16 protein-coding genes and 1 pseudogene are annotated in these 22,810 nt (G+C 66.3%); 8 read left to right on the top strand and 9 right to left on the bottom strand.

Going from position 1 to position 22,810, the window contains the following annotated elements:
- Nucleotides 1-37: 37 nt before the first annotated feature.
- Both PV419_RS37345 and PV419_RS37340 read right to left on the bottom strand, forming a co-directional pair.
- A complete protein-coding gene (locus PV419_RS37345; RefSeq protein WP_319696603.1) occupies nt 38-253 on the bottom strand; it encodes a DUF397 domain-containing protein in 216 nt (71 codons plus the stop codon).
- Complete coding sequence (locus PV419_RS37340; RefSeq protein WP_319696601.1) at nt 253-1,098, bottom strand: helix-turn-helix transcriptional regulator; 846 nt, start codon at nt 1,096-1,098, stop codon at nt 253-255. The genes PV419_RS37345 and PV419_RS37340 overlap by 1 nt, the downstream gene beginning before the upstream one ends.
- Before the next feature lie 221 nt (nt 1,099-1,319).
- Between PV419_RS37340 and PV419_RS37335 the strand changes: the two genes are divergently transcribed.
- On the top strand, nt 1,320-2,000 hold the full coding sequence (locus PV419_RS37335) for an ATP-binding protein (RefSeq protein WP_319696599.1): 681 nt from the start codon (nt 1,320-1,322) through the stop codon (nt 1,998-2,000).
- On the opposite strand, the pseudogene PV419_RS37330 reads toward PV419_RS37335, so the two are convergent.
- Nucleotides 1,976-2,326 (bottom strand): annotated as a pseudogene (locus PV419_RS37330) (DUF3427 domain-containing protein); the annotation flags it as partial. The gene PV419_RS37335 and the pseudogene PV419_RS37330 sit on opposite strands and share 25 nt — an antisense overlap.
- Before the next feature lie 462 nt (nt 2,327-2,788).
- Here PV419_RS37330 and PV419_RS37325 point away from each other — a divergent pair.
- The 3 genes from PV419_RS37325 to PV419_RS37315 are packed head-to-tail and all read left to right on the top strand — an operon-like array spanning nt 2,789 to nt 5,560.
- Nucleotides 2,789-3,229 (top strand): very short patch repair endonuclease, encoded by a 441-nt coding sequence (locus tag PV419_RS37325; RefSeq protein ID WP_319696597.1) that lies wholly within the window; start codon nt 2,789-2,791, stop codon nt 3,227-3,229.
- A 10-nt stretch (nt 3,230-3,239) separates the two neighbouring features.
- A complete protein-coding gene (locus PV419_RS37320) occupies nt 3,240-4,247 on the top strand; it encodes a DNA cytosine methyltransferase (protein WP_319696596.1) in 1,008 nt (335 codons plus the stop codon).
- Nucleotides 4,244-5,560 carry a DNA cytosine methyltransferase gene (locus PV419_RS37315; RefSeq protein WP_319696595.1) on the top strand — a complete coding sequence of 439 codons (1,317 nt, stop codon included), beginning with the start codon at nt 4,244-4,246 and terminating at the stop codon, nt 5,558-5,560. The genes PV419_RS37320 and PV419_RS37315 overlap by 4 nt, the downstream gene beginning before the upstream one ends.
- Here the strand turns inward: PV419_RS37315 and PV419_RS37310 are convergent.
- Genes PV419_RS37310 through PV419_RS37300 form a run of 3 tightly spaced genes read right to left on the bottom strand, consistent with a single transcriptional unit; the run spans nt 5,529 to nt 10,797 of the window.
- Nucleotides 5,529-6,416, bottom strand: a complete 888-nt coding sequence (locus PV419_RS37310) for a DUF6339 family protein (RefSeq protein WP_319696593.1) — start codon at nt 6,414-6,416, stop codon at nt 5,529-5,531. The two genes, PV419_RS37315 and PV419_RS37310, sit on opposite strands and share 32 nt — an antisense overlap.
- Nucleotides 6,413-7,405 carry a hypothetical protein gene (locus tag PV419_RS37305; protein WP_319696591.1) on the bottom strand — a complete coding sequence of 331 codons (993 nt, stop codon included), beginning with the start codon at nt 7,403-7,405 and terminating at the stop codon, nt 6,413-6,415. The genes PV419_RS37310 and PV419_RS37305 overlap by 4 nt, the downstream gene beginning before the upstream one ends.
- Entirely contained in the window at nt 7,402-10,797 is a 3,396-nt protein-coding gene (locus PV419_RS37300) for a sigma-70 family RNA polymerase sigma factor (RefSeq protein ID WP_319696590.1), read from the bottom strand. The genes PV419_RS37305 and PV419_RS37300 overlap by 4 nt, the downstream gene beginning before the upstream one ends.
- A gap of 324 nt (nt 10,798-11,121) precedes the next feature.
- Here PV419_RS37300 and PV419_RS37295 point away from each other — a divergent pair, with 324 nt between their 5' ends.
- The 4 genes from PV419_RS37295 (at nt 11,122) to PV419_RS37280 (ending at nt 18,888) form a co-directional block, all read left to right on the top strand.
- Entirely contained in the window at nt 11,122-12,738 is a 1,617-nt protein-coding gene (locus PV419_RS37295) for a nuclease-related domain-containing DEAD/DEAH box helicase (RefSeq protein ID WP_319696588.1), read from the top strand.
- Between the two features lie 62 nt (nt 12,739-12,800).
- On the top strand, nt 12,801-15,896 hold the full coding sequence (locus PV419_RS37290; protein ID WP_319696587.1) for a helicase-related protein: 3,096 nt from the start codon (nt 12,801-12,803) through the stop codon (nt 15,894-15,896).
- Nucleotides 15,893-17,794 carry a DUF1998 domain-containing protein gene (locus PV419_RS37285; protein WP_319696585.1) on the top strand — a complete coding sequence of 634 codons (1,902 nt, stop codon included), beginning with the start codon at nt 15,893-15,895 and terminating at the stop codon, nt 17,792-17,794. The genes PV419_RS37290 and PV419_RS37285 overlap by 4 nt, the downstream gene beginning before the upstream one ends.
- Nucleotides 17,791-18,888, top strand: coding sequence for a DNA helicase (locus tag PV419_RS37280; protein ID WP_319696584.1), 1,098 nt, complete (start codon nt 17,791-17,793; stop codon nt 18,886-18,888). Before PV419_RS37285 ends, PV419_RS37280 begins: the two co-directional genes overlap by 4 nt.
- Nucleotides 18,889-18,974: 86 nt before the next feature.
- On the opposite strand, the gene PV419_RS37275 is transcribed toward PV419_RS37280, so the two are convergent.
- From PV419_RS37275 to lhgO, 3 genes are all read right to left on the bottom strand, one after another.
- On the bottom strand, nt 18,975-20,462 hold the full coding sequence (locus PV419_RS37275; RefSeq protein WP_415925462.1) for a PrsW family intramembrane metalloprotease: 1,488 nt from the start codon (nt 20,460-20,462) through the stop codon (nt 18,975-18,977).
- Nucleotides 20,463-20,525: 63 nt separating this feature from the next.
- On the bottom strand, nt 20,526-21,377 hold the full coding sequence (gene trmB, locus PV419_RS37270; RefSeq protein WP_415925461.1) for a tRNA (guanosine(46)-N7)-methyltransferase TrmB: 852 nt from the start codon (nt 21,375-21,377) through the stop codon (nt 20,526-20,528).
- A gap of 46 nt (nt 21,378-21,423) precedes the next feature.
- Complete coding sequence (gene lhgO / locus PV419_RS37265; RefSeq protein WP_319696582.1) at nt 21,424-22,629, bottom strand: L-2-hydroxyglutarate oxidase; 1,206 nt, start codon at nt 22,627-22,629, stop codon at nt 21,424-21,426.
- Between the last annotated feature and the right edge of the window lie 181 nt (nt 22,630-22,810).

Raw genomic sequence — 22,810 nt, 5'->3', positions numbered from 1 at the left:
TCAGCCAGCGCGACGACCCGTCGCGCGCTCCGGGAACCTAGACACATTCCGCCTGCCCGCGACGCACCGCCGCGACGAAGTCCCCCCAGGCGCGCGCCGAGAACGCGAGCACGGCCCGCTCCGGCTCCTTCGAGTCCCGTACGGCGATGCCGCCTGCGCGGAAGGCCGCTTCGACGCATTCTGTTGCGCCAGCGCTACTGTACGAGGACTTGAACCAGTGGCCCTCGGTTGCGGATATAGAGGCGTTGCTCATTAGATCTCCTCGCGGATGCGTTCGATGAACGTGGATGAAGAGTTCATGTCCATCGCCTGGGCGCGAATGTAGTCGAACGCGAGCCGGTAGCGCTCCAACTCTTCGTCCTTCTCCATAAAGATCGAGCTGACCTGGATGTCGACATACACCACATCTAAAGAAGGCTCTGCACCCCCGAGGATCACAAAGCTCCCCATGGCCGCCGAGTGAGCTCCCTTGGAGAAGGGCAGCACCTGGAGCGTGATGTCAGGAGACTCGTTGGCGCGCAATAAATGATCCAGTTGCTCCCGCATCACGTCAGGGGAGCCGACTACCCGTCGGATCACCGACTCGTCGAGGACGGCCCACAGGTGTGGCGGCTTCGCGCGGTTCAGGATCTCCTGCCGCTTCATGCGGATATCGACCAGGCGCTCAATGTCCTCGGGCGACAAACGCATCTCGGAGGCGTGTTGCACGGCTTCCATGTACTGACGTGTCTGCAGTAGCCCCGGCACGTAGACGCAAGCAAAGTGATCCTCACGGACGGCGTCGTCCTCAAGCGTAAGCAGGAGGTTCAAGGTTTCCGGGATGGAGTCTGCGATGGAGCTCCACCACCCCTGCTGCTTCGCGTCCTTGGCCAAGCCCACGACGGCCTTGCGCTCGGCGTCACTCGCTCCGTACTCACGGCACAAGGCGTCCACGATGGGCCACTTCACGGGCCCTTCCTGTGTCTCGTATCGGCTGACCGTCGCCTTCGAGACGCCGACGAGCCGTCCGGCCTCCTCAAGCGTCATCCCCTTGCGCGCCCGGAACTTGCGCATCATGGCGCCGAGCTGGCGGCGGCGAGTAGTGGCCCGCGCGGGCATGGCGGCTCCCTCTCCTTCTGCGCTGGCCTGCGACCCCTGCCAGCGACAACCAGGCTATGGGCCCACGAAGTTGATGTCCCACCAGATTCACTCTTCTGAGTTCTATGAGAAGTTACATGGCGGGACTTCTCAATGCCATACTCGCCACGTGAGGCTACGCAGCGCAGCCGTACGGACACGGCTGGGCGCAGCGCTGGCGTGGCAGCCGAGGGAGTGTGGCCATGTACCGCTTCTCAGTCACCGAACCCAACCAACGCCGATGCGTCCTCCCCTTCAAAGCTGAGCCTCCCCAACTCGCCGGGCTCCGGCGAACCGTGAGGGCGCAGCTCGCCGCATGGGGGATGTCGCCACTCGTCGACGAGGCACAGCTGGCCGTCACGGAGCTGGCCTCGAACGTCATCAAGCATGTGGGGGAGGGCACCGCAGCCACCCTTGTCCTCGATGCAGGCGCCGACCAACTGCGCGTCGAGCTACACGACAAGAGCCGTAGTGAACCTCAGTGGCTGCCATCCGACTGCAACGAAGAGTGCGGTCGCGGCCTGCACCTCCTTGTCGGCATGGCAGCCGCATGGGGCACGATCCGAACCGCTGCGGGCAAGGCCGTCTGGTGTGAGCTGGCCTTGCCGCCGGACGAGAATCGGCGCCGCATCCAGCGCGCAGTGGCCGTCATGGAGACGTACGGCCGCACGGCCGACCTCCCAGCGGCGAAGCTCCCTCACCGATCTATCTTCCACCGTTCCGTTCTCGAGGAGTCGGCAGCCAGCCTGATCATCGATCTTCTGCACTGGGTTGTGGCGCAAGGGCTGGACCCGGACGACATCCTCGACCGCGCCCAGATGCACTTCGAGGCGGATCTGCCGACAGCCCACGCATCGACTTACCCCGCTGCGAGGGCCGAGTAAGTCCAGACATCGGCGGGCAGCTCGTGCTTGAGCCGCCAGACGATACCCATGGGCTTGCTGCCTTCGTGAGACTCGTACTCGGCCGGGCCGAGCAGCATCCACGGCTGTGGCCCGCCGATGTCCGTCTTCTTGTAGCGCCGCACGAAGAGCAGTACGTGCGTGCCGCGCTCCGTGTGCTCCTGATAGCGCAGGCCCGTGGGAGACGCCTCGGATGTCTGGTTCTGCGACTCCCAATGGAATCGCTCCGGGCTCATGGCGTAGTCCTTGTAGCGCGTCTGCGGCGAGAAATCCTTGTCGTCCTTCTCGAGCGTGATTAAGAGCGCATCGAGCGGCGGAGCGGGTGCATCGGGGCGCGATCTCCGTATGGAGATTTTCGAAGATGCTTTCCGGGATTCTCCAGCAGTAGATCCGAAAGTGCGGTTTCCTGAGTCAGTCACGTAATGGCCCAATGCAATCATGATCGACGTGCCCATAGCGCTAGTGTTGGGCCTTTTTGTGAATGACGATTCGGGGCGCGATTTATCGAACCTCCGGAACGCCCTTATGTTGGCTTTGCCAGGGAGAATGAGGATCACGTCGTCGGCGGTCTCAACCTGCGCGATCATGTCGTTACGCCGATTGGCGATGTCCTGTCGCTGAAGGTGAAGGTCGTCGGCAGCGACCCCAAGATCGCCGAACACGTTCTGGGGACGTGGCGAGTCGCCCGAACCGTCCCAGCACCCGGACTCCACTCAGCGCGACTCCGCCATCATGGACGAAAGGACACCGGGAAGTAGGAGACTGGGGCCATGCGCGTAGCACACCCCTCCAGTCCCGACGTCTCGGCCCGGATGAGTCGGCAGACCAACAGGGACACCAGTGCCGAACGGGCGGTGCGGCAGCTCCTCCATGCCTCCGGATACCGTTATCGGATCCACTATCCGGTGCCGGGTATGCGCAGGCGGAAGATCGACATCGCGTTCACGGGGGTCAGGTTGGCCGTCCTCATCGACGGCTGCTTCTGGCACGGCTGCCCGGAGCACGCCACCAGCCCCAAGGCAAACGCGGACTGGTGGCGACAGAAGCTCGATCGCAACATCGAGCGGGACCAGGAGACGAACGCGCAGCTGCTGGCCGAAGGATGGAAGGTCTTGCGATTCTGGGAACACGAGTCACCGGACGCCGTCATGTGTCAGGTGGCGGCAGCTGTCGATCGGGAAAAGGCTGGCAGGCGGCAATGGCGGCAATAGGGCGGGGCCTATGAGCGAACTACGATTCGTCGACGTGTGCGCTGGAGCGGGTGGGCTGGCTGTGGGGTTGGAACACGCCGGCTTCGAACCCGTACTGCTCCTGGACGAGAAGCCGGTGGCCTGCGACACACTGCGCATGAACCGACCGGCGTGGCAGGTTCTGGAAACGGATCTGGTGGACTTCGCTCCTTCGCTGCACCAGGAGATCTACGACGTCGATCTGCTGTCGGCCGGGCTGCCCCGCGTCAGGTCCAGCGCGACCGTCGCACGGACCGAGACCGAGGCTGAGCTGCGTTTGCTGGAGGCAACCGTCTACCTGGCGCACGCCGTCCAGCCCCGGGCCCTGCTCATCGAGAACGTACCGGGGCTGGTGGGCGCGCCCGACTACGAACCGATACGCGACTTAATCCGCAAGGAGCTCGATCATCTCGGCTATCGGTTCCGGTGGTTCGTCCTGAACGCGGCCGACTTCGGGGTGCCACAGGAGCGGAAGCAAGGGGTACTCGTCGCGCTCAAGAAGCAGTACTTCGACGCGTTCCGTCCGCCGGAGCCAACAGTGCGCGAGCATCGGTCTGTCGGTCGAGCTCTACGCCGGTCCATGGCCATGCGCGGTTGGCGGGACGCCGACCGGTGGGCGGCCCAGGCCATCAGCGTGGCCCCGACCCTGGTGGGTGGGTCGGACAGACGGGGAGGCGCGGATCTCGGGCCGACGGGGACGAAGAAGGCATGGGCGAGGATGGGCGTCGATGGCGGTACCGTGGCCGACGACGTTCCCGGCCCGGATTTCGTCTGGGCCCCTGAGGCGGGACGCCACGGGATGGTCAAGATTACGACGGACCAAGCCGCGCTCCTGCAGGGATTCCCGTCCGATTGGAGATTCGCCGGGAAGAAGACGGCCCGCTATCGCCAGATCGGGCATGCCTCACCGCCGCCGGTGGGCAAGGCGCTCGGGCTGGCGATCGTAGCCGCACTGGGGACGTCTTCGGGCTCCGTCGCCGGCTACACTTCAACCCCATGAACAACCCGGGAACACAAGTTCACCATCTTGACGGTGTCCGCATCCTGGACCTTTTCGCAGGTCCTGGTGGACTCGACGTGGCAGCGCACTTCTTGGGTTTCAAGAGCATCGGGATCGAGTGGGACCGGAACGCGTGCGAGACGCGCTACGCGGCGGGACTGCCGACGATTCACGCCGATGTGAGCGTCATGCGCGAGAAGCGGTTCGACGAGATCCCGAAATCGGTGGACGTGCTCGCCGGGGGGCCACCCTGTCAGTCTTTCTCCGTCGCTGGCAACGGCGCTGGGCGGCGAGCGCTGGACATGGTGGAGAAGTTCATCCACCGCCTTGTGGACGGAGAGGACGAGGCGCAGATCGACGAGGAGCTGCACGCCCTCGGCGACCCGCGCACCGCCCTGGTTCTGGAGCCCCTTCGCTGGCTCCTCAAGGCGATCGAGACAGAGGGCCGCGAGCCCTACAAGCTGATCGTTTTGGAGCAGGTCCCCGCGGTCCTGCCCCTCTGGGAGGTCTACGCGAAGTTGCTGCGTGGTGGTGAAGGGAGGCTGAGGGGTGTTAAGTACGAAGCTGAATGTTGGGAGTTGAAGACCGAGCAGTTCGGGGTTCCGCAAACCCGAACACGCGCCGTACTCGTCGCCCGGCGCCCCGGGGATGGGGCCATCGAACCGCTCGAAGCGACTCATCTCCCCTTCGACCTGCATCGGGGGAAACGCAATGCCGTGCAGGCGGATATGCTCCCGACCGCTTCCGCGATTTCCGAGGCCAAGCAGCGCTGGCTCTCCATGGCGGAGGCCCTCGACGCGGCGAGTAAGTTGAAGGGCTCACCCGTGGATGTGTCCCGGCTCCGGACGGGAGGCGAGACGACGTTCTTCGTCGTCTCGAACTACGGTTCCGGGGGCGACCCGAAGAACCGGGGCCGGCGCCTGTCCTCCGAGCCCGCCTTCACGGTCACCGGGAAGATCTCTCGGAACAAGGTCTACAAGGACATCGCGGCGTACGAGGCGGACCGATACGACCGTTTCACCATTCCGGAGGCCGGAGTTCTCCAGACCTTCCCGCACAACTTCCCGTGGTCCGGGAACGACCAGGCCCAGCAGGTCGGCAATGCCGTGCCCCCACGACTGGGCATGCATGTACTCGGCAGGGCGTTGCGCGGGACCGCGCCCTCGGACGAGGAGTTGGCCGCCGCGAGCACATGGCCGAGCGTACCCCGGACCACCACGGAGGAACTGCGTCGCCTGGGGTGCGGTGATCAGAGTCAATGTCCTCCGGAGTCACACAAGGTCACTCGCTCCCGTCGGGAGTCCGCCCCCTGACCGGCGCGTCCGCAAACAGCTCCTCGAAGTGACCGGCCAGACTTTCAACCGACTCCATCGGAGCCCGCTCCTCCTCCGGCCCTTCGGGCAGGTTGTTCCGGGGCGATGGAAGGGATGATTCGGCACCCGCGATCCAGTCGCGCAACGCCTCCCCGTCACGTTCCGCGTCAGGGGCGACGGCGTCGTACATCAGGGTCGCCGCCGCGGCGTTGACTGCGGACGTCAAGGCGTTTACTTCTCGACCAGTGCGCACAGTGCCTCGCTCCATCAGCTTGACAAGAGCAAGAGCTGTAGGGCGATGGTCGATGACATCCAGACGAAGAGCAGAGTTAAGCATGTCCTGGTTGCCGCAAGCCACTACGACGGGTCGGTAGTCCGAGCCGTCGCGGAAGAGTTCGGCCGCCCACCAGAGACGGGCGAACGTCTGCTTGTAGTGCGGGCCGATGAACTTGTCGCGGGCCACGCGACCGGGCGAGCCGTCTGCCTTCGGTTCGGGCAGATGCCGCCATATGACGTAGTCCGGCGCCACACCAAGGGCCAGATACGTCCAAAGCCGCTTCTCAGCCGCTTCCCGACGGGTCAGTCGAAGGGTCTCGTGCAGGCGTGGCGCCAGCCACGCATCCGCTGCCGTGGGGCGCTCGTCCCAAAATTTGGTCATGGCGTCGTCGATCAGATCTCGTACCCGATGCAGCCGCAGTCGGGCATCGTCGCCGGGCAGCGCCTCGGCAATCTTGTTCAGCGCGATGGAAGGGACGTCCTCGCGTCCCTCGAGCAGTCCTGCGGAGATGTACTCGGCAGCCTGCACGTCGGAGATCAGAGCAAGCCGTTCCGGCAGGTACTCGGGGCGGGAAGTCACGCGTGGGTCTCCTGGGGGAGTCGTTCGATGTCGCGGACAGTGCCGGCCAAAGTTTTGGGGACCTCGGCACGACGGGCGGCTGCGTACTGGATACGCGGTTGTAGCTCCGCCCAACTCCCCTCGCCAGTACGGCGGATGTGCACCTCTCGGAGAGCGTCCTCCTCCGACCGCCCTGGGACGATGTCGGGGAGCATCTCGCGAAGCACCGCACCTCGCCAGTCGGGTGGGAAGAGCGGAGTCCCATCGTCCTCGATTTCCAGGTCGCCGATGGCGGTGTGGAAGACCGCAGCCCACACATCGGCGCACATCTGGGCAAGCAGCATCTCGCCGACCATGCTCTCAACCTTCGAGCCCTGGCCTTCCACGAGAGCTACGAGGCCCTCGAAATCCGAGTTCAGGCGGACGGTGGGCATCCGCCCCGAGGTATCCACGACCCAGGGTGCGTCCCGGAAACTCCGCAACCACTCGGCACCACGGGCAAAACTGACCGTGGTGACGTCGAGTTGGCGATCCCTGAGGGGCGCCTCGGCCGTCACATCGATCAACCACTCCTGCTCGGTCGAGGCGACAATCCGACCCCTTATCCCTCCGACAGTGGCCACCACGTGCAGAGTGAGGGACGCACGGTCCAGGTGGTCGTCTCGAACGAGCTCGATCTCCCCCGCCCAATCCCTACTGCCCTCCGCAGTGGGCGTCAGCCGGGTAACCGTGCGTGTGTTGGTGGCCCCCTCTGTCAGGACCGCGACAACGGCGACGTCGGACCAGTGCCCCTTAGTCTCAATCTCACGAGTCGGTATGGTCGCTGCCAGAGCGAGCCGTGCAGCTTGCCAGTCGGCGCGCTCGGCTACACCGAGCGCCACGACCTGCTCGACAACCGAGTATCCCTTGGCCTCCAACTGCTCTCGGGCATCACCGGGGCCCCGCAGCCGCACGGCCGTGACCCGCGCCGTCACCGCGCCGGTCAGTCGGGGATACGGGTATGCCTTCACGCGGCACCTCCCTTGCTCTCGTGCAGTTCGACGACGAGGCCTGTCAGCGCGGCCCGCGCTGGTTGTGTGGACGCATCGGTGACGCCTCGGAAGACGGCACGGCGGCTCCCCGGCGCGAAATGCAGCACCCCATCGGCGAGCTCGCAGTCGCTGACAGCGACGAGCTCCGCCCACTTGAGCACCGGACGAGGCCCGGAGCGGACATCCAGCTTGGCGACAGGAGTCATGCGCCAGGGCTCGAGCCCGCCGGGCGACACCTTGACCTCGACGGTGACCTGCCACGCACCGGAGGAGGTGACCTCGGCCTCCAAGTCGTCCAGCTTCGGGGGCGTCACCGTCCCCCGGACCTTGCCGGCGGACTTGCCCGAGATCTTGAGCCGCTTACTCACCCTGCTCGTGCCGCTCGGCTTCTTGTCCTTGGGGATCGCCACAAGGTGGTGCACCGCCTTGTTGCTCTCTGACGTCAACGCAGCAATCCGTCGATGGGCCGAGGGCGAGTAGCGCATTCTCAACTCCTCGGTCTGGCCCCACTTGTTGTGCTCAGGCGGCTCGGAGGAGCGTAGGAACTCCTCGGCCTCCGCCGCGAAAGGCGCGTCTTCTCCCGCCGCCCGGCCGGCGAGCAGAACCGCCTGGAACGGATTGGTCCCCACAGGAAGGCCGGGCACCCAACTGGTCTTGACCGTCATGCGATTGCCGCGCATGGCGGTCACCTGGTTGATTTTGCCGTCGGCGTCCGTGGCGTCGGTGACGAGCAGTACAGCTCTGTGCTCGCCAGCCGTTCCCGCGAGGCCGTCCTTCTCGGGAATCTTCAACGCCACGGTGGTGAGGGCGACCTGTCCCGCCTCGGTGAGGCGGTCCACCGTGGTGCCGTTCAAGAAGGCCTGAAGAGCGCGCGAGCGCGCCGGCTGATGCACATGCGGTTCGACCCGCTGCTCCTCAAGGTATTCCACGCCATTGCGCAGCGTCCGCACCGATGCCTCCAGCAGCGGTCCGCTCTCGACTCCCGCTGTCATCGCGGCCCAGAAGTTGCGGCCAAGGGCGCGAACCAACCTCTGATGCATGCGCTCCAGGCTGTCCTCGTCGTCGCCAACTTCACGTTCCTGGCCCTGCTCGGTGCCAGCGGCGAGACTGGCCACGTCATGCGCTCCGATGATCAGGAAGGACGTGCCCGGGTCATCGTCCTCGCGGGTGAGATACAGGTTCTCGACCGTCTCCTCGTCCGCCCACCAGGAACGGACCACCTCCGCGTTGTCCGCCTCGGGATCCGGCTGGCCGAGCCAAGCGGGACCGGCGAACCTCCTGCCCTCGACCTCCCGCCAGGGCAGATCGAGTCGTCCGATCAGCCGCCGCTGGGTGTGTCCCTCGTGCGGCTCTGAGAGCGTGGAGTTCATGAGGACGAGCCCCAGACGGCTGGTCGCCCAGAGCGTGGCCTTCCCGAGGCCGTAGGAACCGCCAGCCGCCACATCCGATTTACGGCTGTCGAGTTGGCGCCGCACCACGGCGGCGAATCGGCCGTCCTCGTAGTCGTCACCGGTGAGCCCGTTGGCGTTGTAGTCGTCGACCCGCAGAAGGACCAGACGATCCCGCTCGGTCACCTCCCGCAGACCGGCGTTGATCACGCGTCCGACCTTCTGGTCCTGTGCGGCGGCCGCCTCGTAGTGCGGACGGAGGTCCTTCCAGTGGATCGCCGCGAGGAACTGGGCCAGGGTGTCGCCAGTCAACTCGTGCAGGGTGTACCGGACCCTGACCGGGCCGTCGTTCCTCCTGTCGCGCTCGTCCAGGCTGTTCTGGGTCGCCTCACGGGCCAGAACCTCCAGGTCGGCCTCGAAGGCGAACGCCGCCGCGTTGCCGAACTCCCGGCCACCGTCGTCGTGTCCGGGGCGGTGGTACCAGAGGGCCGGCGTCTCTGCGGGTTCGTCCCGCCGTTCGTGCCCCACCTCAGTTCCCCGTACTGCGTCGTCCTCGGCTCCCAGGACCTCGCGCACCATGGCCATGAGCTCCGGGCGTGGCTCGGAGCGGTCGTCGAGCCACGCATCGACGGGCGCTCGCGTCACCTCCAACCGGTGGGCCAGTTGGCTCGCGTCCATCCCCTTTTCCCGCATCCGCTCGGCCAGCCACCGGCCGAACCCCGTTCCCTGCGAGGTCACCGTTCCCTCTCTCCCGTCGGAACCGCTCTTCGTCCCCGGCGTGCCGACGCTCTCGTTCGGCAGCGGCTCACCAGCCCCCGTATTCTTCCGCCTCTCCGGGCCTCCGCGACGCGCGGTCGCTTCAGCGGCCTCCCGAGCGATCTGCTGCGCTGCCTTCGAGCGCCGGCGTTCCGCGTCGGTGTCGTCGGGCTCCAGACCTAGGTGAATCCTCAAATCCTTCAGCGCATTCTTCTCGATCTGTCGGATACGTTCGCGCGTGACTCCGAATCGTGCGCCGATCTGGTCCAATGTCCATGGTGTGTCGTCGACGAAACCAAATCGCAGCAGAAGAATGTTCCGGACTCTGTCCGTGAAGGAGCACGCGTCGAAGAACTGGAAAAGCTCTTGGCGTGCGAATGCTGATTGCAGCGTCTGTTCCGGACCCGGTACCGGCCGAAATGTGTCGACGACCAGATCTCCGAGGGTCGCGTTATCACCGACGGGCTGCTCGAGCGACAGAATCGCCCGACGCCCCAGCCGCAAGTACTCCATCACCTTTGCGGGACTGAGCCCACATGCCAGGGAGAGGTCGTCCACGTTGGGATTTCTGCCTTGGTCGAGAAACTCCCGCTCCTTCTTCCGCACCTTGTCCACGTCGGTCCAGACGTGCACTGGGAGGCGAATGGCCGCCCCTTCGTTCATCACAGCGCGACTGATGTGCTGCCGAATCCACCAGGTGGCATAGGTCGAGAACTTGCACCCCATGGAGACGTCGAACTTCTCCACAGCCCGCATGAGCCCGATCATGCCGTGTTGCGCGAGGTCCTCGTACATGGGACCACCTGCCCACCCCAGGCCTTGCAGGATCTTGTGAACGAGACGCTGATTATGGACAACCATTGCGGAGAAGGCGCGGTACGCCTCGCCGTTTCGCGGAAGCGTCGCCACGTAGCCGTCAGGCAACGACTCCGACGGCCCTTGCGTCCCCCGGAACAAGACGCAGAGACCCACTTCCTCCTCGGCGCTCAGCAGACGCCGGTGCGGGGCGACCCGCCTCCGATCGACGAGGAGGACCTTCCGACCGCTGCGCCGCGCCCCTTCCATGTCGTCCACACGCACCGTTCCCCGAAGGGACTCAAAATCCGGAACCTCCTCTTCCGCTGCGGGGGAATCCAGGTCATCGGAAACCTCGTCGGGGACATCGTCGTGGCCAGCGCCATCGTCGGGGTTCGCACTCTGCGGAAAGTCGGCCTCCTCCTCGGCCACCTCCGCCGCTATCACGGCTTCGTACAGGGACTGTGTCTGCTGCTGGTCGAGGCGAGCCGCTCTCATCACCTGCCGCAGAGCCGTACGGCGCCCGAGCCCTTCGGCTGTGAATCGCCGCATGAGGCCGACGAGTAGATCCCGCCCAGGGCCATTCATCCCTCCGCCCTGCTCCGTCGCCATCACGCCCCCCGCGATCTGTCTCCGTTCCCCATAGTCCATCACTCATCCGACCGTCACTGCCAGTACACGCCGCCGGGGCACGTGTCCCGCTGATCCATCACTCGGTATTTTGAACACGTGTTGGCGTGACCATGGGGAGAGTTGATGCGCATCATTCCGAGCGAGATCTCGAGCAGCACCAGGAGCCAGGCCGAGCGCAGCGTGTTCGCGGCGCTCAAGGCGATTCCGGATGATCAGAGTGTCGCGCTGCACACGGTTCATCTCCCCCGGCACCGCAAGAAGCGCGTCGGTGAGATCGACTTCGTGGTCATCATGCCCGACATCCTGCTCTTCATCGAGGTCAAGGGCGGTGGAGCCCATCAACGCGACGGAAAGTGGTACTACGGTCCGCCCGGTCGCGAGGAGGGCCCGAAGGAGAGTCCTTTCGCGCAGGCCAGCGGTGGCATGCACGAATTCGAACGTGAGATCGGTGCACTGATCGGCAACCTGAGGGATCACGGTGTCCCCAGCGGATACCTCGTGATCACCACGGATGTCGACATCCAACGCATGACCGAATTCGAGCCCCAGCAGTATCTCGGTGCCACCGCGTACGCTGGCGGACGCGGTCTGGCGCAGGGCATCGAGCGAGCCACGCACTTCTGGCTCACCAGGAACAGGTGGGCCCGCACCCCCATCCCCGCCTCCCTCCGCAAGAAGATGCTCGACGCCATCCGTCCGGACTTCGACCGCGTGCCCAACCTGCAGTCGCGGCTGTCCCACCTCGACGTCGCCTTCGAACGCCTCACCAAGGAACAGTTGGACAGGCTGGACGAGTTGGAGTCCAACCCACGTCTCATCTGGACCGGTGGGGCGGGCACCGGAAAAACCTTCCTCGCGGCCGAAGCGGCCCGCCGCAAGTCTGTCCACGGCAGCGTCCTGTTCACCTGTGCGAGCACCACATTGGCGACCCATATGGGCCGCATACTCGACGACGACGCGATCACCGTCCTGCCTTTCGACCGCCTCGACGAGGTTCAGGGCCGCGTCTTCGACCACTTGATCGTGGACGAGGCGCAGGACCTGATGACGTTCGAGAGACTCGACACCCTGGAGGCCCTGGTATCGGGCGGCTTTGCCGAGGGCCGATGGATTTTCATGCTCGACCAGAACAACCAGGTACTCACTCCGGACGCCTACGACCCCGACGCCTGGGAATACCTGCGCCCGCTGGGCTTCGTGTACGGACCAATGAAGCGCAACTGCCGCAACACCGTGCAGATCGTCGACCAAGTGCGCATGTACACGGGCGCCGACCTGGGCGTCGCCTCCGCCGGTGAGGGCGAGCCGGTCCGCTTCGCCGACGCGCGGGACGCCCAGCATGAGGCCACCGTTCTCGACGCCTATGTGAACGAACTCGTACGGGAGGGTGTCTCGCCGCGGGACATCACCCTGCTGTCCGCCTCCGGGGACTGGGAAGCCGGCTCGGCCCGTCTATCACAGCGAGTTTCCAAGATCGAACGTTTCGCCGACGTTGTCGGGACCGACCGTACGAAGCACCGTCTCACCTGGTCGTCCGTCGCGGACTTCAAGGGGCACGAGAACCATGTCGTCTGTCTGATCGACCTCGAAGCCGAACACCTCGAGGGCCGCCTCGACGCGCTCTACGTCGCCTGGACCAGGGCCCGCGCCCAGCTCTGGGTCGTTTGCCGCCCAGGCACCCGCCAAAGACTGAAGGATCTGGGCGTGGCCATGCTGACGCGGGAGGGGCATCTCAAGTGAACCACTCCGAATCGGGGCTCTCCGATCACCGCGACGAGTTCGTATCGTACCTCCGCAGGCAGTTGGTCGGCCCGGCCATCGCCGAGGATGAGACCCTCGTCGACCCGCCTGACCGGCGTTACCTGATGGGCACGTTGTATCCGCGTGGAGCTTCGTTGCTGGAGCACTCGCAGGAGGACGGCGAGCAGGATTTCAACGAGACGGAGGCCGGAAGCGGAGAGGAGGACAGCTTCGCCGACGATCCGGTGGCCGAGGCGAACGCGTGGCTTCCATCGTCGCTCGGCTTCTCCTTCTTCACCGATGCCCGGAGTATCGAGGTGACGTGTGAAGCATCTCGCTACGTCACACATCGCGAGGGCGGTCGGCGCAGTTGGCGACGCCAACCGCGGCTATCCACGACGGAGATCGTGGCCGTGGAACGGAGGACCCCGCTCCCCGTGCTGGACGGACACGGGCGTCTCCATGTTCGTTGGCGCCCTTTCGCGGCCGGTCATCTCGTCACCTGTGTACTGGCCAACGCGCATGACGAGGAGGAGAGCCCCCATAAGGACCGGGACCTGATGCTCTTCCAAGTCGGCGTGGAGGCGACGACCCTCGAAGGGGAGATCCGCGAGTATCCCAGCACCCGTCTCAGCAGCCGCGACCACGAGGAGCAGGAGCTCCGCGTCCAGTACCGGGACATCGTGACGCGAGCCGTGGGCCACGGATGCGCTGTCGAATGGGACGACGCCTCCGACCGGGTCACCACCGTGCGAACGCAGGTCATGCCGCAGCAGGTGGTCGCGCACATCAAACCCGACGGGCCCAGGGACCTGACGGTGCTCAAGCTCAAGCACCTGTCCCAGCCCGAGCTCTCGGCAAACGAACTCCGGGTGGGGCTGGAGGCATTTGTCCTGGGCTATGGCCAGTGGTTCGACGCGCAGCGGGCGCAAAAGAAGGACTTGAAGCCCTGGGCCGCCGCACCCGCCGAACGGATCCTCGACCGTATCAAAACCGCGCTCGACCGTATGAAGTCAGGGGTGGATGCGCTCACCGCGCCGACTCCGTCAGGAGAGGCGGCACGCGCGGCCTTCCGGCTGGCGAATCGGGCTATGGCGCTCCAGATGCTCCACAGCCGCCCGGAGCTGGCGGGTCGTCGTCGCCGCAGAAACAGCGACGACGTACTGGAGCTCACCGAGCCCGGTGACGACTACGCCTGGCACCCGTTCCAGCTCGCCTACTTCCTGCTCGTGGTCGAGAGCCTGATGAACCCCGAGCACAAGGACCGGAGGGCGGTCGATCTCATCTGGTTCCCCACAGGCGGAGGCAAGACGGAGGCCTACCTCCTCACCGCCTGCTTCGAGATCCTCTGGCGTCGCCTGCGTTTCGGCGCGGCCGGGGGCGGCACGGCAGTTCTGAGCCGGTACACGCTGAGTCTCCTCACCACACAGCAGTTCCAGCGCACGGCGACGGCCATCTGTGCCTTGGAGTACATCAGGCGGGGCAACGACGGACCACTGCCCCACGATCTCGGACAGGAGCCCATCTCCATCGGTCTGTGGGTGGGCAAGGAGACGACGCCGAACAAAATATCCGACGCGGAGGACGAACTGGCCGTCCTGAAACAGATGAACGAGCCCGACGATCGGTTCCTCCTTGAACGCTGCCCGTGGTGCGGCACCGAGATCGTTCCGGAACGGCACGGTCAGGACCGGGACTTCGGTATCAGAGCGGACGGCGTCACCACGTCGTTCTTCTGTCCGCGTGACGCATGCGTCTTCCACGACAGGCTTCCGGTCTCTGTCGTGGACGAACAAATTTATGAGGAACCGCCGACGTTCGTCCTCGGCACCGTGGACAAATTCGCACGCCTCGCGTGGGAGCCAAGGGCCGGCAACATCTTCGGAAAGGACAGCAGGCGCGCACCCTCCCTGGTGATTCAGGACGAACTCCATTTGCTCGCTGGCCCTTTGGGGACGACGGTGGGCCTGTACGAGACCGCCATCCTCGAACTCTGCGCCTGGCGCGGCACCGTACCGAAGGTCATCGCGTCAACAGCGACCATCCGTCGTTCCCAGGAGCAGATCCGCGGCCTCTACGGCCGGCCCGCGCAGCTCTTCCCTCCGTCGGGGCTCACGGCGGGCCAGTCCTACTTCGCCTCGCCGGACGAGGACAAGCCCGGACGCCTGTACGTGGGCGTCATGGCCCAGGGGCACACAGCCTCTACCTCGACCGTTCACGTGGGTGCTGCGGCCTTGCAGGCTCCGAAGGACATCTGTGACGACGACACCCTCCGCGACGCGTACTGGACCACGGTCGCCTACCACAACAGCCTGCGGGAACTCGGTCGCACCATCACGATCGCCCGGGACGACATCCCCGCACGTCTCGAACATCTGACGAAGGACGACTCACGGCGGCGCAAGCTCGACGACGATTCGGTCGTCGAGCTCACCAGCAACATTCCACGCGCAGCCCAACCAAGACTGCTCGAACGCCTGGGCAAGAGCTTCAAGGAAGGAGGCAGCGTCTCCTTCCTCGCCACGACCAACATGCTCTCCGTGGGCGTCGACGTCCCCCGGCTTGGCCTCATGGTCATGAACGGACAGCCCAAGACGACCTCCGAATATATCCAGGCCACCAGCCGCGTCGGCCGTCGTCACGTACCAGGTCTGATCGTCACGCTCTTCCGCTCGACCAAACCGCGCGACCGATCCCACTACGAGTCGTTCGGTGTCTACCACCGTGCGCTCTACCGGCATGTGGAACCCACAAGCGTCACGCCGTGGTCCTTGCCCTCGCGCAATCGTGCCCTGCACGCGGTGCTGACCATCCTCGTCCGGCACGGTCTCGGTCTGAGCGCGGAGAACAAAGCGGGGGACATCCTCGACCATGCGGAGGGAGTCGCGCGGATCCGTGACCTCATCGTGGATCACGTGCGACGAGCCGATCCGGAGGAAGCCGATGCCGCGACCGAAAGACTCGACCATCTGATCGAGGCCTGGCAGCAAGAGGCCCAGTCCATGCGTGGCGAGGGCAGCCGCCTCTATTACCAGTCCCAGGGGCGCTCGTATATGGCACTCCTCACCGACTTCGGCAAGCAGGGTGGCAAATGGGAGACGGCACAGTCGATGCGCAATGTCGACCGTGAGTGCTTCGTCCGTGTGAAGGGAACATGAGAGCAGTGAAGGACATTCGCCGCAAGGTCCGCAGGGCGCAGACCATCGTTCCCTTCGGCGTCGGGGGGATCCTCGACATCCGGGGCGAATCGTTCGTGGCCGCCGATACCCGGAGTTGGGCGGCGAGCGCCGAGCGGGTTGAGTCACCGCGGCTAGCGAGGAAACTGGGGGTCCAGGAGCTCCGCTCGGCCCCCGTCATCCCGTCCGGAAAGGCCGCCTATGCGAGCCGCATCGGACCGACGTACGTCCGATTCCCCAAGTGGCTCTTCTGCCCTCAGTGCAGGAACATGCTGCTCTGGAACCCCGGGCTCGAGGTACGGGACAGGCAACCGGTCTGCGGGCGTTGTCCAGGCGGGCCGCAGCTGGCCCCCATGCGCTTCATCCAGGTATGCAGAGCGGGTCATATGGCTGACATCGACTGGCGTCGATGGGCCCATTCCAGGAGCGAAGAGCATTCCCAGCGGCAATGTCAGGTCCACCGACTCCGGTTCCTCGCGACTCCGGAATCCTCCGGTCTGGAAGCCCTGCGCGTCGTCTGTGCCGTTTGCCGGGCGGGACGCAATCTGGCGGGGATCAGCCAGAAGAACATCCTCGTGCAGACGGGTCAGCGGTGCCCCGGAACTCACCCCTGGCACTCCGAAGCCGATGAGGCGGACCCCTGCGAGGAGAAGCCGCAAGCGGTGCAGCGCGGTGCCTCCAACGTGTACTTCCCGATTACACACTCGGCGATCGACATCCCCGCACCCGCAGGCCTGTCCGAAGACGACGAATCGGCCCAGAGGGTCGTCAACCATTCTTTTTGGCCGCTTTTCAAGGACGACGAGGGGAGCCCGGTCTCTGATCACCTGAAGGCCGTGATCGCCGTCCAGTGCGACGTTCCGGAGGAATTCGTGGAATCCGTGCGACGCCGCTATTCCGCAGAAGTCGCGCCGGTATCATTTGCCGCCGACTCCGACGATGACCTAAGCATCGCCGAATGGGCGGCCTTCTCCGAACCGGAATCCGTCACCAATTCGAAGACATTCTCCGTACGCCGGACCGGCCTAGGGATCGACCCCGAGGAGTCCGAATCCCTACGGGAGCTGGATGCGTGCATTTCCGCCGTCGTCGTCGCGGATCGGGTGCGGGAAGTCCGTGCGCTTGAAGGGTTCTCACGGTACGAGCCCAGCTCTGGCGATGGCGAAGAGGGCGAGGGCGGCCGTGTCGTCCCGGTCAACACACACAGCCGGGCCTCATGGCTGCCCGCAGTGGAGATATACGGTGAAGGTATCTTCATCGCCGTCGACGAGGAACGTGTGAGCACCTGGGAGCAAATTCCGTCGGTGAGCGAATGGACACGACGTATCGAGAGCAACCTGGGCGCCTCTTTCAAGGCCGACCGGCTGAGAGGAAAATCCGGCCCGAAACTCCTGCCACGCTTCGTGATGCTGCACACCCTGGCCCATCACTTCATCCGCCAACTCTCCTTTGACAGCGGGTACAACGCCGCGTCCCTACGAGAACGTGTTTACGCCCGAAGCCACGCCCCGGGCAGCGATCTCCCGCCGCAGGCCGGTGTATTCATCTACACGGCCGCCGGGGACGCGGAAGGAACCCTGGGCGGACTCGTGCGCCAAGGACAACCGCCGAACCTCGCGGAGACCCTCATCAGGCTGCTCGAGTCGGCGCAGTGGTGCTCACAGGATCCTTTGTGTGCCGACTCCACCGGCAGGTCTCTTGCCAACCTCAACCGTGCCGCCTGCCATGCGTGCACGCTGCTCCCGGAGACATGCTGCGAGATTGACAATTCCCTCTTGGACAGAACACTCCTGATCGGTGACGGCGACATCCCGGGATTCTTTCGGGGAGTTCTCCAGACAGCACTTGAGGAGTCGGCCGAAGTCGTCGATCTGTCATGAGGATTCCTTCCCTGCTCGATCTCGAGACCGAGCAGCACGCGGTCATCAATCTTCCGTTCCACGGAAACCACGTCATCACCGGGGCACCCGGTTCCGGAAAGACCGTGATGGCCGTCTATCGCGCCTGGGCGCTGGCGACCGCCGGTCGCACGGTCACGCTCTTCACGCGTTCCAATTTGCTGCATCAGTACCTTGCGCAGATGGCGCCAGACCTCACGGAAGCTCTCAACGTGACCACCTATCATCGGTGGATCAGGGATTTCTGGCGCGGGTGCTTCGGGACCGTTCCCCCGCAGACCGACGACGATGGCTGGTGCTATGACTGGATCGACATGCAGCGGGACTGCATCTTGCGAGAGGTCAGGTCAACTGCGCACCTGGTGATCGACGAGGGGCAAAATCTGCCCGTCGGCTTCTATCAAGTGTGCCGCCTGCTCGGTGTCGGCGTCACCGTCTTCGCGGACGAGAACCAGCGGATCGGCGACGAGGAGAGCACAGTTTCCGAGATATGCCGGTCCCTCGACGTACGAGCCGATCCGCTCGCGCTGCGGGAGAACCGCCGGAATAGCCGGGAGATCGCGATGCTGGCATCTGAGTTCGGCGAGCAGGCCCGGTACGAAGTTCTGCCTGCGCGCATGGGTCGTACACCCACTATCCTGAAAATTCCCTCGCTGGAGTATCTCCTTACCGGAGTCTCCCAGTACTTCAACGCGCATCCTCAGCGAAGTATCGGAATCATCTGCAAATCGACCCATTTACTGCGGGAAATCCAGAGCGGACTCACACAACTGGGGCTTGCGAAGTACACCCAGTCCTATGTGCACGACGACCAATACCGAGACACGGTCGACTTCTCAACACAGTCCATCCGGATCGTGAGCACGGCCAGCATGAAGGGCCTGGAGTTCGACAGCGTCTTCGTTCCGGACCTGGACGCGTACACGGAGGATCCGACCAGTGTGGACGCGCGTCTTCGCTTCTTTGTGCTGTGTAGTCGCGCCCGCGAAGATCTCCACTTCGCTCACCGCGGCCCCCGAGAGCCCGCCATCTTGTCGAGCATCCCGGAATCCTTGTTGGCCCGACACACCGGTTGACCTTGGGACGGTAGGCGTGTCTGTGGGCCACGGAAGGGAGCCATACGGCAGCGGAGGCGTGAGGGATGGCGTGGTGAGCATGCGCCTCACGGCTGACCCTGCGGGTACGGCGGCTGTTGCGCCGGAGGCCAGGCCGGGTAGCCGTACGGGCCGGGCTGGGCGTACGTGGTGTGCGGCGCGTATGTGGCGTGGGGTGCGGGGGGCCAGTAGGGCGGGGGCATCATGCCTGGGTGGGGGCGGGGGATCGGGCGGCGGGGCATGGGGACCGCGAGGGCCGCGTGGGCGAGGGCTGGTTGGGCGGTCTCGCGGTGTTTCCAGAGGCGGTCCAGGAGCTCGCTCTCGCGGGTGGTGAAGTCGGGGCCCGCCGTGCCGCGGTAGGCGCGGTGGCGGAGGAAGGCGAGCGAGGTGGCGGTCGCGGTGTAGTCGGCGACGACGCGGGCCGCGGCCGGGCCCTGGGTGCGGCGGGCGAGGTCGCGGGCTATGCCGCGGGCGCGCATGGAGGAGAGGGCGATGGGCTCGGGTGGGGTGAGCCAGCCGGTGGCCTGGTAGGCGGTGAGCTGGGTGCGTATGGTGCGCAGCTGGTTGTTGCGGGACCAGATGACCAGCCAGGTCAGCAGGCCGAAGACGGGGACCATGAAGAGGGCGTAGACGGCGAGGAAGCCGTAGCCGCCGAAGGTGGCGGAGCCGTTCCAGAGGCCGTGCAGGACCATGGCGCCGAGCAGGGCGGCGATGGGGACGAGGACGCGGCGCGCTCGCTGGTGCTGGGCGGCCGCGGCGGCTATGCCGAAGCCGATGCCGGTGGCGGCGGTGAAGAGGGGGTGGGCGAAGGGGGACATCACCGCGCGGATGAAGAAGGTCGCGGCGGTGGTGGAGCGGATGCCGGAGTAGCCGAATTCCTGGTCGCTGACGAAGGCGGTGCCGAGGTACAGGATGTTCTCGGTGAAGGCGAAGCCGGTGGCGGTGATTCCGGCGATGACGACGCCGTCGACGATCCCGTTGAAGTCGCGGCGCCGGAAGAGGAAGAGGAGCAGGACGGCGGCGGCCTTGGCGCTCTCCTCGACGACCGGGGCGACCAGGGTGGCGCCCCAGGTGTCGGCGTCGGCCTGGCCGGAGGGGGAGGAGTCGGCGACGGTGGTCGTGAGCCACTCGGTGGCGAAGCTGTTCGCGATGAGGGCGACGAGGGTCGCCGCGCACGCGCCCCAGGCGAAGGCGAAGATCAGGTTCCGCCAGGGTTCGGGGTCGATGCGGTCCATCCAGCGGAACGCGGCGAGGAGCAGCGGTACGGGCAGGATGGCCAGGCCCAGGCCCACGAGGAAGCCCTCGGTGCCGGTTTGCCGGCGGACCAGCGCCAGGATGACCAGCCCGGAGAGGGAGAGCAGGACGACCAGCGCCGTGGCGCGCAGGGATTTGTTGGCCCACAGCGCGCTCAGCCGGCCGCCCCAGGGGCCGCGGCCCGGTGGGTGTGGCCAGTCGCCTCCGGTCGGCGGCGCGGACGCGGGGTCGGTCCACGGCTGCTGTCCGTATGCCGTGGCCGGGGGACCGGGCTGCTGGTGCGGGGGCGGGGGCTGGTGCACCTGACGACCCTAACGAACGGCGGAATGGTGGACCGCAGGATTATGCCCAGCCGCCCAAGGGCGCTATGTGTCGTTGCGGCGGAAGATCAGATCGTGGACGACATGGCCCTTCTCCAGGCCCTGTCCCTCGAACTTGGTCAGCGGGCGGAAGGCCGGGCGCGGGCTGTAGCCGCCGTCGGGCTGGGTGTTCTCGAAGTGCGGGTCGGCGGTGAGGACCTCGAGCATCTGCTCGGCGTACGGCTCCCAGTCGGTCGCGCAGTGCAGCAGCGCGCCGGGGCGCAGCCGGGTGGCGGCGAGGGCGATGAACTCGGGCTGGATGAGGCGGCGCTTGTGGTGCCGCTTCTTGGGCCAGGGGTCCGGGAAGTAGACGCGCAGCCCGGCGAGGGAGGCGGGCTCCAGCATCTCGCGCAGCAGGATGATCGCGTCGCCGTTGGCCACCCGGATGTTGGAAAGATCTTTCCGCTCCGCGAGGGCGAGCAGATTGCCCTGGCCGGGGGTGTGGACATCGGCGGCCAATATGCCGGTGCCGGGGTCGGCGGCGGCCATCTGGGCGGTGGCCTCGCCCATCCCGAAGCCGATCTCCAGGACGACGGGCAGGTCCGGGCCGCCGAACAGCTCGCCGAGGTCGATGCGGGAGAGGCCGTCGATGTCCAGGCCCCACTGCCCCCACAGGCGACGCAGCGCCTCGCCCTGGCCTGGGGTCACCCGGCCGCGGCGGGGGCGGAAGGAGCGGATGCGCCGCTCGTGGTGCGAGCCGGCGGGGTCGGCCACAGGGCCGCCCGGGAACATCGGCTCGGCGCGACGGTCGCGCGGGGGTGGCGGCAGGGTGCGCTCGGCACGGGGCTCGGGGGCGGTGTGGTGCTCGGCGGTGTGGTTCTCGGCGGTGTGGTTCTCGGCGGTGTGGTTCTCAGGCACAGTGCTTCGATTCTACGGGCCAAGGCCCCAGCGTCCGGGCCTCGCCTCAGAGCCGCTCCAGCACCCGCCGCGCGACCTCCCGCCCGATCGGCAGGGAGGCCGTCGCCGCGGGTGAGGGCGCGTTCAGCACATGGACGATGCGGGGGGACTCCCTGATCAGGAAGTCGTCCACCAGCGTGCCGTCGGGCAGCACCGCCTGGGCGCGCACGCCCGCCGGGGCCGGTATCAGGTCGTCGGGGGTGACATCCGGCAGCAGACGGCGGACGGCGTCGGTGAAGGCGCCCTTGGACAGCGAGCGGCGCAGCTCCCCCGCGCCGTAACGCCAGTGGCGGCGGGCTATCCGCCAGGAGCCGGGGTACGCCAGCGTCCCGGCCAGCTCGCGCGGGCGGACCGTGTGCCAGGTGTAGCCCTCGCGGGCGAGGGCGGGCACCGCGTTGGGCCCGATGTGGACGGAGCCGTCGACGCCCCGGGTCAGATGGACGCCGAGGAAGGGGAAGGCCGGGTCGGGGACGGGGTAGACCAGGCCGCGCACGAGGGAGGCGCGCTCTGGGACCAGCTCGTAGTACTCGCCGCGGAAGGGGACGATCCGCATGCCGGGGTCGTCGCCCGCCAGCCGGGCGATCCGGTCGCAGTGCAGGCCGGCGCAGTTGACCAGGGCGCGGGCCCGCAGCACCGCCCCGTCTGCCGTACGGACCGCGACCGCCGACGGGCGCCGCCCGATGGCGCGCACCCCCGCCCCGTACCGCACCGACGCCCCGGCGTCGCGCGCGAGCCGGGCCAGCCGCGCCGCCACCGCCTTGAAGTCGCAGATGCCGGTCGTGCCCACATGGATGGCGGCCAGGCCGCGCACCCACGGTTCGTGCTCCGCGAGCTGGGCGGGGCCGAGCTCGCGGACCGGGATTCCGTTCTCCCGGCCGCGCTGGACCAGGGCGTGCAGCCCGGGCAGCTCCGCCCGCTCCGTCGCCACGATGAGCTTGCCCGTCACCTCATGGGCGATGCCGTGCTCGGCGCAGAACTTGACCATCTCCGCCGCGCCCTGGACCGCGAACCGCGCCTTCAGCGACCCGGGGCGGTAGTAGATACCGCTGTGGATCACGCCGCTGTTCCGCCCCGTCTGGTGGGAGGCGGGGCCGGCTTCCTTCTCCAGGACGGTCACTCGGGTGCCGGGCGAGGCGCGCGTAATCGCATACGCCGTCGACAGGCCGACGATTCCGCCCCCGACTACCAGCACATCGCAGTCCAGCGCTCTCACGTCACCTCACCTCCCCACACCGCGCACAATCCAGTCACCTGACTCGATGACTATCATGACCCGCGCCACTGACAACCATCCGAAGCGTCTCTGATCAGCTAAGCGATCCCATGTGAACCGTAAGGTCCGGCGCGGGTTCTTCCCACCTGGGCGGGGAAGCGTGAGCGTGGAGGTGGAATCC

Source organism: Streptomyces sp. ME19-01-6 (assembly GCF_033793745.1).
In the GTDB taxonomy this organism is placed as follows: domain Bacteria; phylum Actinomycetota; class Actinomycetes; order Streptomycetales; family Streptomycetaceae; genus Streptomyces.
This window is presented reverse-complemented; position numbering and strand designations above follow the sequence as displayed.

Coding starts and splice junctions, on each gene's coding strand:
- PV419_RS37325 (WP_319696597.1), top strand. CDS start 2,789: ATGCGCGTAGCACACCCCTCCAGTCCCGACGTCTCGGCCCGGATGAGT.
- PV419_RS37335 (WP_319696599.1), top strand. CDS start 1,320: ATGTACCGCTTCTCAGTCACCGAACCCAACCAACGCCGATGCGTCCTC.
- PV419_RS37285 (WP_319696585.1), top strand. CDS start 15,893: ATGAGAGCAGTGAAGGACATTCGCCGCAAGGTCCGCAGGGCGCAGACC.
- PV419_RS37280 (WP_319696584.1), top strand. CDS start 17,791: ATGAGGATTCCTTCCCTGCTCGATCTCGAGACCGAGCAGCACGCGGTC.
- PV419_RS37345 (WP_319696603.1), bottom strand. CDS start 253: ATGAGCAACGCCTCTATATCCGCAACCGAGGGCCACTGGTTCAAGTCC.
- PV419_RS37295 (WP_319696588.1), top strand. CDS start 11,122: ATGCGCATCATTCCGAGCGAGATCTCGAGCAGCACCAGGAGCCAGGCC.
- PV419_RS37320 (WP_319696596.1), top strand. CDS start 3,240: ATGAGCGAACTACGATTCGTCGACGTGTGCGCTGGAGCGGGTGGGCTG.
- PV419_RS37315 (WP_319696595.1), top strand. CDS start 4,244: ATGAACAACCCGGGAACACAAGTTCACCATCTTGACGGTGTCCGCATC.
- PV419_RS37340 (WP_319696601.1), bottom strand. CDS start 1,098: ATGCCCGCGCGGGCCACTACTCGCCGCCGCCAGCTCGGCGCCATGATG.